Genomic DNA, 12,942 nt, shown 5'->3' on the forward strand with positions numbered 1-12,942 from the left:
CACCGCACACCCGGCCGATCAGGAGGTCACCGCATGAAGACCCTCATCCTCGACGACGACCCCACGGGCACCCAGTCGGCGTCCGGCGTAGACGTGCTCCTGGAGTGGGATGCCGACCTCCTGGAGACCGCACTCGGATCCGCCGACGCCGTCTACCTGCTCACCAACACCCGCGCCGTCCCGGAGGACGAGGCCGTGTCGCTCCTCGAACGCACTCGTGACCAGGCGGCGGAGGCCGGGCGTCGTCTGGGAGAACGCATCCATGTCGTGCTCCGCGGCGACTCGACCCTGCGCGGGCACGTGTTCCCCGAGACCGCCGTCTTCACCGGGGATCGCAGCGTCATCGTGTTCGTCCCGGCCTTCCCGGAGGGTGGGCGCACGACGATCGACGGCACCCACTACGTCCGGATCGGCGACGAGACGCTGCCCGCCCACGAGACGGAGTACGCCCAAGACCCCGTGTTCCCGTTCCGCTCGGGGCACCTGCCCGACTACGTGCGCGAACGGTCCGGGCGGGAGGCCGCCCACTTCGATCTGGCGGGTCTCCGCGACGGCGCCGCCGAGTTCCGTGCAGCGCTCCGTGATGCCGCTCCCCGGACGGTGCTCCTTCCGGACGCGGAGACCGGTGACGACGTCCGGATCATCGCGCAGGCCATCACGGCGGCCTGGGCCGACGGAGCCGACGTGGTCGTCCGGTCCGCGTCACCCCTCGCCGCGGCCATCGCGGGCGTCGAGAGCGACGGCTTGCTCCCCTCGCCGCTTGTGGCAGAGCCGGTCGCCGTGCTCCTCGTCTGCGGCTCCCACACCATCGGGGCGACGCGACAGCTCGCGCCCGTCGAGGCGGCGTTTGGCCCCGCCGAGATCGTCCCCACGAGCGACGCCCTCCAGGATGCGGTCGCCACCGGACGGGCCGTGGCGGACGCCGCACGACCGAGACTCGACGCGACGGGGTTCGCCGCCATCTCGTCGGAGCGGGAACGGGACGCCTCGCACAACACGCTCGACCACGGCGAGCGCGTGATGATCGCGCTGACGTCGGCGACCGCTGCGCTCCGACGATCGGTGGAGGTCGTCGTGTCGAAGGGCGGCATCACCTCCGCCGAGGTCGCCCGGGTCGGACTCGGTGCACGGCGCGCACGGGTGCTCGGCCAGGTACTGCCGGGCGTGAGCGTCTGGAGCGTCGTGACCCCGGAGGACGAGGAGAAGCTCTACGTCGTCGTGCCAGGCAATGTCGGCGATCCGTCGACCCTCGTCGACGTCCTTGCGGCGCTCGGCCGGACCGCCTAGTGCCCTTCGTTCGCCCATCTTTGGGCGACGCGAGGCTCGTTCGCCCAAAGATGGGCGAACGAAGGATCAGGCGCGACCGAGGATCTCCGACGCGTTCCCGTCGATCCACGCCATGAGCGGCATCAGGTGCTCGTTGAGGTCCCGGCCCCGGTCACTCAGGCTGTATTCGACCCGGGGCGGGATCTCGGGGTGGGCGACCCGGACGACGAGCCCGTCCTCCTCGAGGGTCCGCAGGGTCTGCGCGAGCATCTTCTCGCTGATGCCCTGGACCACCCGCCGCAACTCGCCCCAGCGATGGGTGCCGTCGGACAGGGCGAGCAGGACGAGCACACCCCACTTGCTCGTGACATGGTCGAGCACCGTGCGCGACGGGCACGCAGCAGGCAGGATGCCGTCGGTGAATCCCGGGCGTCTTCCCAGCTGAACGGTTCCGCTTGTCATGGCTCATTCCTTACGTCGAGGACAGTAGCTTACCTCAAAGTGGGTACTGCAGATCGGGAAGTAATGTGATGGCGAGCGGGTTCCTCCTGAGCGAACCCCAACGAAAGGACCATCATGTCTCTCGTCGTCACCGGAGCCACCGGCCACCTCGGCCACCTCGTCGTCGAGCACCTGCTCGCCCGTGGAACCGATCCCGCCTCCATCGTCGCCACCGGCCGCCGCACCGAGGCCCTCGCCGACCTCGCCGCACAGGGTGTGCGCACCGCGAAGGTCGACTTCGCCGACCCGGCGACCCTCGACGCCGCCCTCGAGGCCGGCGACACCGTCCTGCTCGTCTCCAGCAGCGAGGTCGGTCAGCGCGTCGCCCAGCACGCCAACGTCATCGACGCAGCGAAGCGCGCCGGCGTCGCCCGCATCGTCTACACGAGCGCCTCGAAGGCCGACACCTCGCCCCTCATCCTCGCGCCGGAGCACAAGGCGACCGAGGAACTCATCCGCGCCTCCGGCGTCCCGTTCACCATCCTGCGCAACGGTTGGTACACGGAGAACTACGGCCAGTCGGTCGAGCAGGCGAAGGCGACCGGGTCCTTCGTCGGGAGCGTCGGCGACGGACGCGTGTCGAGCGCGTCCCGCACCGACTACGCGGAGGCGGCAGCCGTCGTCCTCACCACCGACGGCCACGAGGGCGCCGTCTACGAACTCTCCGGAGACGTCGCCTGGACTCAGCCCGAATTGGCTCAGGCGATCAGCGAGCTCATCGGTCGCGAGGTCACCTACCAGGACTTCTCCCCCGAGGACCACTCGAAGGCGCTCCTGGCCGCCGGTCTCGACGAGGGCACGGTCGGCTTCGTCGTCGCGCTCGACGGCAACACCCGCGACGGCCTGCTCGGCGACACTTCCGGCGACCTCAGCCGCCTGATCGGCCGGCCGACGACGCCGCTCGTCGAGGGGCTCCGCCCGCTCGTCGGCTGATCGACGCCGTTCCACGACAGAACGCCGTCCGCCCGCCTGAACTCAGGCGGGCGGACGGCGTTCTCGTTGCGGCGGGCCGGCCGCGCGACCGACCCAGGGGCCGGTGCAGCTCAGCTCAGCTCAGCTCAGCTCAGCTCAGCTCAGTGGAGCTTCTTCTGGACTTCCTTCTGCGCCTTCGCCGTGGCCTTCTTCGCCTTCTTCACGGCCTGCTTGCGTGCCTTCTCGACGCGCGGGTCGTTCCAGAACTCTTCGGCGGCGTGCTTGATCTCGCGGTACCGCGTCCGCCCGGCCTTCGCGCCGAGCGTGTAGGCGCCGAAGGCGACGAGGCCGACGATGATGAGGAGGATCTTCTTACCCATGGTGTTGCTCCCTCTCCCACGGATGCGCCGTGGGGCGTTGATGTGTCCCGATGGTTCGTCCCGCGACACTGGCATTCTGCGACGCATCGCTGCGGATCAGCCGATTCGGACGGGGGCTTGCAATTGCACCGCCGCGTCCGGCGCAGTGACGATCACTGCAGGACGCGTTTCGGTTTGGCGGCTCGGAAGCCACCGCCGACCTCGACGAGGACGGGAAGCTCGACGCCGAGCAGGCGGTCGAGTGATTCGACGGCCGAGCTGACGGTCTCCACCGCCGTCCGGGGCGAGACACCGCGCCGGCAGGTCACGGCGACCTTGAGCGCCTGCGCCCGGTTCACGTCCCAAGCGGAGACGCGGACGGCCGAGAACGCTTCGGTGTCGTCGAGCGCATCGCCGAGGGCGTCGGCCGCGACGTCCGTCTCGAGCACGATGTCGCCGTGCTCGACGGTCGCGCGGTGCACGATACCGGAACGGCCGCGCCCCTGGCGCAGGATGAACGAGATGAGCAGGGCGGCGACGATCACGAGCAGCACGATCCCGGCGATCGGGACGATGATCGGTGCCGTCCGACCGGCGTCCGAGCCGGACGACGCGGCGAACGGGTTCCAGGCGAACCAGCCGTCGATCGTGTCGAGCACGGCGCCGCGGTTGTCGCGCCACCAGTCGGCGACGACGGGCACGGTGACGACGGCGAGCGCCGCAGCCCCGAGGACGATGAGGACGAGTCCGATGAGCAGGATGAGCAGACGGTTGAGTCCGCGGTTGGTGGAGTTCACTGTCCGACCTTCCCGTTCGACGAGATGGAGGTGGTGGCCCGGAGCGACGGCTGGAGCCCGAACGCGTCGAGGTCTGCTGCGACAGCGCGGTCGACCTCCGAGCGGTCGACGGGCATGCCGCTGGCCGGGGTGATCCGGATCGCCGCGGACCGCCGCCCGACCGCCACCGAGGTACCGTCAGGGTGTGTGGCGGCCGTCGTCGAGGCGCGTTGCGCGAGGGCGGAGGCGATGACCTCGTCGTCCACGACCGCGAGGACGCGGCCGGTCGACATCAAGTGACGGTGCCGACGCCCGGGTCCGAGGGCGATCCCGAGGAGGATCACGCCGAGGACGAGCACGAGCGCCCCCGCGACGCCGAGGATGACGGGCTGCGTGTTCGGCAGGCTCGCCGCAGCGCTCGGGATCTCGCCCGGAGCGACGAGGAGCGGGCGGATGCCGATGAGGGCGAGCACCGTCTCGACGGCGATCCAGAGCGCGACGAGCACGAGGAGGACGGCGAGGAGGATCGCGGCGGTGGAACGCGGCGAGTGCAGTTCGCGGCGAGCCAGGCGACGGAGCACCTTCGTGGGCCCGGCGGCCGGGGTCGTGGCAGCGGTGGCGGTCATGAGACCCGTCCTTCCTGGTCGATCTCGAGTCCGCTCACGCGGATGGAGACCCGCGAGACGTGCGAGCCGGACAACTGCTCGACGCGGGCGGCGATGGCCGTGGTGGCGGCTGAGACCCGCTCGACGATGGAACCCCCGGAGCGCTCGAGCGCCTCGGGAGTGGCCGAGATGCGCGCCAACGGGATCGCGCGCATCGGCGAGGTGACGATGAGCGCGAGCGCGCCCCGGTCGTCGGCGAGGTCGACCTTCACGCGTCCCGCCGGGACCCCGAGCGATTCGGCCGCGATGTTGACGGCGACGTGCTCGAGGGCCTTCGCGGTGATCCGCGTCCGGCCCGGCCCGCCGTGCGGGGGCACGACGGGCGCTTCGGCGACCGGGGTGGCCCCGCGGTCGAGGACGGCGGTGGTCATGACGAGACGCGCTTCCCGCGGACGGCGTCGACGATCGCGTTCAGGTCGGTCTGGCCGGTGACGATGCGGGCCACGAGGGCGCCGATCCCCATCGCGACCGCGACGAACACGAACGCCCAGAACCCGAAGGCCACCCAGCTGAGGGCGAGGACGGCTCCGATCAGGATGCCGGTGTTGGTCGCGGTCACTGGACTCGCGCCTCAGCGTCCTGGTCCTCGTCCTCGGACGGGATGAAGACGTCGCTGACGGTCACGTTGACCTCGGTGACCTCCATACCGACGAACTGCTCGATCGCGCGGATGATCGAGGCGCGGACCTCGCCGGCGACGGCCTGCAGGTCGACCGGGTAGTCGGCGACGATCACGACGTCGACGGCGACCTGGGTCTCGCCGACCTCGACGCGGATGCCCTGCGACAGGTCGGAGGAGCCGATGGCGTCGCGGATGGCACCGAAGGCGCGGGCTGCGCCGCCACCGAGGGCGTGCACGCCGCGGACCTCGCGGGCGGCGATGCCGGCGATCTTCGCGACCACACCGTTGTCGATCACCGTCTTGCCGTAGGTGTTCGCCTGGGTCGCCGCGTTGTTCTCACCGACGACACCCTTCGTGACGGTGGGCTTCGGGGAGGAGGTGGTGTTCGACATGGTGTTGCCCTTCCTGGTTCGTCTCGAGCGAGCGGTTGATCGCTTCGTTGGTGATAGGACGCAGCCATCACGCCGTTCGTCACGGTCGATCTCGAAGCTCGTGAAGCGACCCCGAATCCAGCACCACACCGTGACGAATCGGCCTCGACCTCCGACGCCCATCCGAGGATCTGTTCGTCACCGCGCGCCGCTAAGATTGGTGGGTCCGGCATCCCCCCTCTTCCTTTGGAGTCCTGCCCTCGTGACGACCACCACCCCCACCAGCTCCGCCGTCGCCGACACCGTCGAGAACGCGATCGCGACCCCGGATCGCGAGCAGCCCTACGGCGCGCTCGGTCTGAAGGCCGACGAGTACGCGAAGATCCGCGAGATCCTCGGCCGGCGTCCCACGAGCGGCGAACTCGCGATGTACTCCGTCATGTGGAGCGAGCACTGCTCGTACAAGTCCAGCAAGATCTACCTGCGCCAGTTCGGGCAGAAGGTCACCGACGACATGAAGAAGAACCTCATGGTCGGCATGGGCGAGAACGCGGGCGTCATCGACGTCGGTGAGGGCTGGGCCGTCACCTTCAAGGTGGAGAGCCACAACCACCCCTCCTACATCGAACCCTTCCAGGGTGCGGCGACGGGCGTCGGTGGCATCGTGCGCGACATCATCTCGATGGGTGCACGTCCGGTCGCGATCATGGACCAGCTCCGCTTCGGCGACATCGACCACCCCGACACGGCGCGCGTCGTCCACGGGGTCACCGCCGGCATCTCCTCCTACGGCAACTGCCTCGGCCTGCCGAACATCGGCGGCGAGACCTACTTCGACAAGGTGTACCAGGGCAACCCGCTCGTCAACGCCCTGTCCGTCGGTGTCCTGCGTCACGAGGACCTCCGCCTCGCCAACGCCTCGGGCGTCGGCAACAAGATCGTCCTGTTCGGTGCCCGCACCGGTGGCGACGGCATCGGCGGTGCCTCGATCCTCGCGTCGGACTCCTTCGACGCGAACGGGCCGACGAAGCGACCGGCCGTCCAGGTCGGCGACCCGTTCGCCGAGAAGGTGCTCATCGAGTGCTGTCTCGAGCTGTACCGCGACAGCCTCGTCGAGGGCATCCAGGACCTCGGCGCCGCCGGGATCTCCTGCGCCACGAGTGAGCTCGCGGCCAACGGCGACGGCGGCATGTTCGTCGAGCTCTCGCACGTCCTCCTCCGCGACCCCTCGCTCACGCCCGAGGAGATCCTCATGTCGGAGTCGCAGGAGCGCATGATGGCCGTCGTCGAGCCGGGCAAGCTCGATGCCTTCCTCGCCGTCACCGACAAGTGGGACGTCGAGACCTCCGTGCTCGGCGAGGTCACCGACACCGGCCGCCTCGTCATCAACTGGCACGGCGAGGAGATCGTCAACGTCGACCCCTCGACCGTCGCGGTCGACGGCCCCGTCTACGAGCGTCCGGTCGCGTACCCGACGTGGATCGACGCCCTGCAGGCGGACTCGGCGGCGCGCCTCCCCCGCACCGACGCTCCGGCCGAGCTCGAGCAGCAGTTCCGCGCGCTCCTCGGCTCCGCGAACCTGGCCGACAAGAGCTGGATCACCAACCAGTACGACTACTACGTCATGGGCAACACGGCGCTCTCCTTCCCCGACGACGGTGGCATGATCCGGGTCGACGAGGAGTCCGGTCTCGGCTTCGCGATCGCGACCGACGCCAACGGCCGCTACTGCCAGCTCGACCCCCGCCAGGGCGCGCAGCTCGCCCTCGCGGAGGCGTACCGCAACGTCGCCGTCACCGGCGCGGTGCCCGCAGCCGTCACCGACTGCTTGAACTTCGGTTCACCGGAGAACCCCGAGGTCATGTGGCAGTTCTCCGAGGCCGTCGCCGGCCTGTCGGACGCCTGCCTCGAACTCGGCGTGCCCGTCACCGGCGGCAACGTGTCGTTCTACAACCAGACGGGCGACGTCCCGATCTTCCCGACGCCCGTCGTCGGCGTGCTCGGCGTGATCGACGACGTCGCGCGCCGTATCCCGAGCGGCTGGCAGGACGAGGGCGACAACCTGTACCTGCTCGGCACCACGGCACTCGAACTCGACGGTTCCGCCTGGGCAGGCACGATCCACGACCACCTCGGCGGACGTCCGCCGAAGGTCGACCTCGCCGGCGAGAAGACGCTGGCCGAGCTGCTGCACGCCGCGGCGAAGGAGGGCCTCGTGTCCTCCGCCCACGACCTCTCCGACGGCGGCCTCGCTCAGGCGCTGGCCGAGAGCGTCATGCGCTTCGGCGTCGGCGCGCGCGTCTTCCTGGGCGAGGTCCTCAGCCGCGACGGCGTCGACCTCACCACGGCGCTCTTCTCGGAGTCCACGGGCCGGGTGCTCGTCTCCGTTCCGCGCGAGGACGACGTCAAGTTCCAGGGGCTGTGCGAGGGCCGCGGGTACCCCGTGCTCCGCATCGGCGTGACCGACGCCTCCGCCGTCGGCGAGGCGACCGAGCCGGCACTCGAGATCCAGGACGTCCTGACCATGACGGTCTCCGAGCTGCGCCAGGTGTCGAAGAGCGTGCTCCCGCAGCGCTTCGGCCCGGTCATCGGCTGATCGGCATCGGCTGATCCGAAGCCATGACACAGCCCCCGCGCCTGACGGCACGGGGGCTGTTTCGTCGGGTGGGCGGATACCCGAAACCCACCCACCCGACTCACCCACGGGCGCTCAGGCCGGGAACCCGAATGTCCGGGCCGGCGTCTCCGTGGATGTGGTCGCAAGCGACTCCATCAGCATATCAGATGTTGGAATGCGTCCGGGTCATGCGTCATGCATCGAAAGACCTCATGCAGGAGAGGCCGCCATGCCGAACAAGCGCTCGACGGCCAGCTCAGCCGCGATCGCGTCGCCCTCGGCGACGGCATTGCGGAGGATCGGGAAGTCGACGCCCAGCTCGGCCCAGTCCAACCACTCGGTCTCGGCGGTCACCGAGAGCTGTGGGGACAGCAGCGCGAGGGCGTCACGCGCGGTCGTGACGAGGATACGGTTCGGGCAGCAGGCCACGAGATGGTCCATGAGCCGCCAGGAGTGTTCGGCGTAGCCCACGGGGTCGGCCCGCCCGATCAGTCGCACGATCACATCCATCTCGGCGACCAGCGAGGCGCGTTCGGCATCGCCGAGCGAGGGGACGGTGACCCGGGTCACGCCACCGATGAGCGCACCGAGGGTCTGGAACAGGTGGATCCGTCGAGGACGCACCCCATCCCCCTCAACAGCTGCGACCGACATGAGTCCCGCCTTCCCGCGATGCTGGGGGTGCATGCGTGCGCGCCAGGATAGCAACAGCCCGACTCTCAGGCCGTGAGGAGCGCTTCCGTCGGCATCGGCCGGAACCGGTCGAAGTATCCGGCGCGGACGAAGCGGATGAGGTTCCCCGCTGGGTCGACGAGACCGAACCCCGGGTAGCGCTCTCCGTGCCGACCGCCATGGTCCTCCGGCAGGAGCGCCGGTGCACCGACTTCGAACACCTCACCGCAGTGCATCAACATGCGTCGGGCGAACTCCAGATAGAGCGCCTTCGGGCTCACCGCCGCGAGGATGCAGACCGAGTCCCGCTCGCCGCCGGCCGGCACGTGTGCGCTCCCGCGTCGCTCGACGTACAGGAGCTCGCCGCCACCGATCGAGACGTGGAGGCGGTGCTCGGTCGCCGTGTCCAGCCGACTCAGCCGCACCCCGAGCATGGCGTAGAAGCCAGCCACCTCGGGGACCGATGGGCATTCGAGGACACTGACGGCGAGACCGGTTGACATGATGACTCCAGTGATCGGGCGCTCGGGACGCCTCTGGCCTGCTGGCAGCGTGGAGGCGCTGGATGGCGGCCGAGCGGGAACGGGTACAAAGCGATGGACGCCACGCAGGGCGTCGAGGGTGTAACTAAAGTATCAAATATCTGTAAAGATGTCGACGTTTTCAGGATGATCAACAACACATGAGGCGTGAAACTGTCCAACACACCTCGGATATCGGTATCCTGAACAGGTCACATCCCAGCTCGACGATCGGAGACCCATGCCCGTGCCCAAGACCGTCGAGTCGAGCCCCAGGAAGCTGCTCCGCGACATCGTGTTCGACCAGCTGCTGACCGCCATCGAGGACGGCACGCTCGAGCCAGGGGAACGCCTGAACGACGAAGAACTCGAGAAGTGGCTGGGGGTGTCCCGCACGCCGATCCGCGAGGCCATCAGCAAGCTCGCCGACATCGGCCTCGTCGAGACCGCCCCGCAGCGGTACACCCGCGTCGCCAAGCCGACGTTGGAGCAGTACGCGGAAGCACTGCGACTCCTGAACGGGTTCCACGAGCTCAGCGCACGCTGGAGCATCCCGCACTTCTCGGACGAGGACGTCGAGACGTTCCGTGCGCTCGGTGACGCCGTCCTCGCCGACATCGAGGCCCGCGACAAGCGCGTGCTCCGCTCCTCCGCCGACTTCGCCGACTTCATGGTCGAGCGCTCCGGCAACTCCCTGCTGCAGCAGGTCGCCCGCCAGATGAACACGCGGGTGACGTACACCGCGCTGCCCACGATCGAGTTCTTCCAGTGGGACATCTTCGCCGCGTACGTCACGGGGCTCGTCGCGGCCGCAGCGGCCCGGAGTGCCGAGGACGCCGAGCGGGTCATGCGCGCTCAGGCGGAGGCCACCGACGCCTTCCTCGAGCAGGTCGTCGCGGCCGGCGGCGGCGTCCCCGCCGGGAGCTAGACGCCTCACACCGTCACGGAGCCGCTTCCCGATCGGGAGGCGGCTCCGCTCGTTGTACGGTGGACCGTCGGCCGCGTGGCCGCGGGTCGTCGGAACGGAGCACAGCAGTGGGATTCCTCCTCTGGCTCTTCGACGCGACCTTCACGATCGGTGACCAGGTCGTCCTCTGGCGTGAGGTCGTCGGCAACCTGTTCGGCCTGGCGAGCGCCCTCGGCGGCATGCGCCGCCGAGCCTGGGCCTGGCCCGTCGGGATCATCGGGAACGCCCTGCTGCTGACCGTCTTCCTCGGTGCCGTGTTCCACACGCCGAACCCGACGAACCTCCTCGGCCAAGCCGGCCGGCAGCTCATGTTCATCGTCGTCTCGGTCTACGGCTGGGTGCAGTGGCGGCGCAACGAGCACGTCGAGACGGCGACCGGTCCGGTGTCGGTCATCAGGCCACGATGGGCCGGTACGCGAGTCCGCCTCGTGCTCGTCGCCCTGCTGGTGGGCGGGACGCTCCTCCTGACCCCGCTGTTCCGTGCGCTCGGCTCCTACGAACCGGTCTGGGCCGACGCCTGGATCTTCATGGGATCCCTGCTCGCCACCTGGGGCATGGCGAAGCGCTGGGTCGAGTTCTGGCTCATCTGGGTGGCGGTGGACATCGTCGGGGTGCCGCTCCTGTTCGGGGCCGGATATTGGGTCTCGGCGTCGATGTACCTGTTCTACGGCGCATTCACGCTCGCCGGCTTCTTCGTGTGGGCGCGCGGTGAACGGGTCGTGCCCGCCCGCTGACCCGCCGACCCGATGACAGCGTCGGCACCGCGTGCCGGGAACGTGACGGTGACGACGAGGCCGCCCGATGGCCGGGCGGCGAGGCGCAGCTCCGCGCCGTGCACCTCGGCGATGCTCTCCACGATGGCGAGCCCGAGCCCCCGTGACCGCTCGGCGTCGCCCGCGACGCGGCCACCGACGCGGTAGAACGGCTCCGTGAGCCGCGCGACGACCTCGGCCGGGAGGTGCTCGCCGGAGTTCTCGACCCGGAGCATCGCGGCACCCGCCGGTGTGCCCGCGCGAGCCAGTGACACGTGCACGAACCCGCCGTCGACATTGTGTCGGACGGCGTTCTGGACGAGGTTTCCGCACAGCTGCTGCAGCATCCCCGCGTCGCCCAGGACGGAGCACTCCTCGAGATCGGTGGTGCACCGGAGACCGCGGGCCGCTGCGGCCGTGGACACCGCGGCGACGGCGTCCGCGACGATCTCGTCGAGCCCGACCTCCGCGGCCCCGAGTTCGGCGTGTCCGAGGTCGGCGAGGTCGAGGATGGCCTCAACGGTCCGGATGCTGCGCGTGTTCGTGTCACGCAGGCGGGCGATGAGGTCGCGGAACGTCGCCTCGTCGAGGTGCTCGTCCTGTGCGGCGACGTCGAGCATCGCCTGCGTCGTCGCGAGCGGCGTCCGCAACTCGTGCGAAGCGTTCGCGGCGAACCGCTGGTGGGCCTGGAACGACCGTTCGAGACGCTCCAGCATGTGGTCGACCGTGTCGGAGAGTTCGGTGATCTCGTCGCGGGGTCCGGCGAGTGCGACCCGGTGGTCGAGCGAGCCGGCGGCCGCGCGCTGCGCCGCCCGGTTGATCTCCGGCAGTGGGCGGAGGAGTCGGCCGGCCAGGATCCATCCCGCCCAGGCGCTGACCCCGGCCAGGACGACGAGGACGATGATCGACCAGACGAGCAGGGTGTTGAGGATGTCGCCCTGATCGGAGACGACCAGGGCGGCGCCTCCGCCGGCCGAGGTCAGACCTTCGGTCGGCCGGTAGGTGGCGACGCCGCCCGGACCGTCGATCGGTGTCGCCGTCTCCAGGGGCGTCCTGCCGCCGGCACCCGCCGTCGCGCGGATCGAGGTGATCGCGTAGGTCGGGACGTACCGCATGAAGGTGTAGATGAGGACCAGCATGACGGACCCGGCGATCGTGAACAGTGCCGCATAGGTGAGCGTCAGGCGGAGGCGGACGGTCAGGCGGCTGGGTCTGGTGACCCGGTCCGTGGCGGCGGTGCGCGGCATCAGTCGCCCTCGATCCGGTACCCGACACCGGGCACCGTCGTGATCACCCACGGCCGGCCGAGGCGACGGCGGAGGTTCGAGATCGTCACGCGGATGGTGTTCGTGAACGGGTCGACGTTCTCGTCCCACGCCTTCTCGAGGAGCGTCTCCGCGCTCACCACACCGCCGTCGGCGAGCAGCAGCTGCTCCAGGACGGCGAACTCCTTGCGCGACAGCTTGACGTAGGCGCCGTCCCGGAAGACCTCGCGTCGGAACGGGTCGAGTCGAACACCGGCGCGCTCGAGCACCGGAGGGCGGGACTCCGTGGTGCGGCGCGCCAGGGCACGCAGCCGGGCGATGAGCTCGGGGAACTCGAACGGCTTCGCCAGGTAGTCGTCGGCGCCGAGCCCCAGTCCGGAGACGGTGTCGTCGAGTCGGCGGGCCGCGGTGAGCATCATGACGCGGACCTCAGGGTGCTCGGCGACGACCGTGCGGCAGACGTCGTCGCCATGCGTGCCGGGGAGATCCCGATCGAGGAGGATGACGTCGTAGTCGGTGATCGTGAGCGCTTCCAGCGCGGCATCACCGTCGAGCACGACGTCGGAGGCGATCGCGGCCTGGCGTAGGCCCGCACGGATCGCTTCGGCCAGGTAGGCCTCGTCCTCGGCGATCAGGACGCGCATGAGATTCCTTTCGATGGGGCGGATGGGTGGGT

At 69.7% G+C, this 12,942-nt stretch carries 16 protein-coding genes; 5 read left to right on the plus strand and 11 right to left on the minus strand.

All coding sequences use genetic code 11. The annotated features are described in order from the left end of the window. The first annotated feature begins 33 nt into the window (after positions 1-33). On the plus strand, positions 34-1,287 hold the full coding sequence (locus QRN27_RS05335) for a four-carbon acid sugar kinase family protein (RefSeq protein ID WP_285041013.1): 1,254 nt from the start codon (positions 34-36) through the stop codon (positions 1,285-1,287). A gap of 66 nt (positions 1,288-1,353) precedes the next feature. On the opposite strand, the gene QRN27_RS05340 is transcribed toward QRN27_RS05335, so the two are convergent. Continuing rightward, positions 1,354-1,728 (minus strand): winged helix-turn-helix transcriptional regulator, encoded by a 375-nt coding sequence (locus tag QRN27_RS05340; protein ID WP_285041014.1) that lies wholly within the window; start codon positions 1,726-1,728, stop codon positions 1,354-1,356. 114 nt (positions 1,729-1,842) lie between these two features. On the opposite strand from QRN27_RS05340, the gene QRN27_RS05345 reads away from it, so the two are divergent. Then, positions 1,843-2,700: an SDR family oxidoreductase gene (locus tag QRN27_RS05345; protein WP_285041015.1), complete on the plus strand. Its 858-nt coding sequence runs from the start codon at positions 1,843-1,845 to the stop codon at positions 2,698-2,700. A 140-nt stretch (positions 2,701-2,840) separates the two neighbouring features. Here the strand turns inward: QRN27_RS05345 and QRN27_RS05350 are convergent, their stop codons facing one another. The 6 genes from QRN27_RS05350 to QRN27_RS05375 form a co-directional block, all read right to left on the minus strand. After that, complete coding sequence (locus QRN27_RS05350) at positions 2,841-3,059, minus strand: hypothetical protein (protein ID WP_056008777.1); 219 nt, start codon at positions 3,057-3,059, stop codon at positions 2,841-2,843. 152 nt (positions 3,060-3,211) lie between these two features. Next, the gene (locus QRN27_RS05355) at positions 3,212-3,835 is read right to left on the minus strand and encodes a hypothetical protein (protein WP_285041016.1); all 624 of its coding nucleotides are present in this window, start codon (positions 3,833-3,835) and stop codon (positions 3,212-3,214) included. Beyond that, entirely contained in the window at positions 3,832-4,440 is a 609-nt protein-coding gene (locus tag QRN27_RS05360; RefSeq protein WP_285041017.1) for an Asp23/Gls24 family envelope stress response protein, read from the minus strand. The genes QRN27_RS05355 and QRN27_RS05360 overlap by 4 nt, the downstream gene beginning before the upstream one ends. Further along, entirely contained in the window at positions 4,437-4,850 is a 414-nt protein-coding gene (locus QRN27_RS05365; RefSeq protein ID WP_285041018.1) for a hypothetical protein, read from the minus strand. Before QRN27_RS05365 ends, QRN27_RS05360 begins: the two co-directional genes overlap by 4 nt. Continuing rightward, the gene (locus QRN27_RS05370) at positions 4,847-5,038 is read right to left on the minus strand and encodes a DUF2273 domain-containing protein (RefSeq protein WP_056008790.1); all 192 of its coding nucleotides are present in this window, start codon (positions 5,036-5,038) and stop codon (positions 4,847-4,849) included. The genes QRN27_RS05365 and QRN27_RS05370 overlap by 4 nt, the downstream gene beginning before the upstream one ends. Further along, positions 5,035-5,493, minus strand: a complete 459-nt coding sequence (locus tag QRN27_RS05375; RefSeq protein ID WP_056008793.1) for an Asp23/Gls24 family envelope stress response protein — start codon at positions 5,491-5,493, stop codon at positions 5,035-5,037. Before QRN27_RS05375 ends, QRN27_RS05370 begins: the two co-directional genes overlap by 4 nt. Positions 5,494-5,734: 241 nt before the next feature. Between QRN27_RS05375 and purL the strand changes: the two genes are divergently transcribed. Beyond that, positions 5,735-8,068 (plus strand): phosphoribosylformylglycinamidine synthase subunit PurL, encoded by a 2,334-nt coding sequence (gene purL / locus QRN27_RS05380; RefSeq protein ID WP_285041019.1) that lies wholly within the window; start codon positions 5,735-5,737, stop codon positions 8,066-8,068. 231 nt (positions 8,069-8,299) lie between these two features. On the opposite strand, the gene QRN27_RS05385 is transcribed toward purL, so the two are convergent. Next, positions 8,300-8,713: a GntR family transcriptional regulator gene (locus QRN27_RS05385; RefSeq protein ID WP_285041020.1), complete on the minus strand. Its 414-nt coding sequence runs from the start codon at positions 8,711-8,713 to the stop codon at positions 8,300-8,302. A 95-nt stretch (positions 8,714-8,808) separates the two neighbouring features. After that, positions 8,809-9,264, minus strand: a complete 456-nt coding sequence (locus tag QRN27_RS05390; RefSeq protein ID WP_285041021.1) for a DUF8817 family protein — start codon at positions 9,262-9,264, stop codon at positions 8,809-8,811. Between the two features lie 259 nt (positions 9,265-9,523). On the opposite strand from QRN27_RS05390, the gene QRN27_RS05395 reads away from it, so the two are divergent. Next, positions 9,524-10,210 carry a GntR family transcriptional regulator gene (locus QRN27_RS05395; RefSeq protein WP_285041022.1) on the plus strand — a complete coding sequence of 229 codons (687 nt, stop codon included), beginning with the start codon at positions 9,524-9,526 and terminating at the stop codon, positions 10,208-10,210. A 107-nt stretch (positions 10,211-10,317) separates the two neighbouring features. Beyond that, entirely contained in the window at positions 10,318-10,983 is a 666-nt protein-coding gene (gene pnuC / locus QRN27_RS05400) for a nicotinamide riboside transporter PnuC (RefSeq protein ID WP_194669083.1), read from the plus strand. Here pnuC and QRN27_RS05405 read toward each other — a convergent pair. Together QRN27_RS05405 and QRN27_RS05410 are read right to left on the minus strand one after the other, a co-directional pair. Continuing rightward, the gene (locus QRN27_RS05405; protein WP_285041023.1) at positions 10,914-12,248 is read right to left on the minus strand and encodes a sensor histidine kinase; all 1,335 of its coding nucleotides are present in this window, start codon (positions 12,246-12,248) and stop codon (positions 10,914-10,916) included. The genes pnuC and QRN27_RS05405 overlap by 70 nt on opposite strands. After that, positions 12,248-12,910: a response regulator transcription factor gene (locus QRN27_RS05410; protein WP_285041024.1), complete on the minus strand. Its 663-nt coding sequence runs from the start codon at positions 12,908-12,910 to the stop codon at positions 12,248-12,250. Before QRN27_RS05410 ends, QRN27_RS05405 begins: the two co-directional genes overlap by 1 nt. Between the last annotated feature and the right edge of the window lie 32 nt (positions 12,911-12,942).

The sequence above is a fragment of the Plantibacter sp. LMC-P-059a genome (genome assembly GCF_030209505.1).
Lineage (GTDB): Bacteria > Actinomycetota > Actinomycetes > Actinomycetales > Microbacteriaceae > Plantibacter.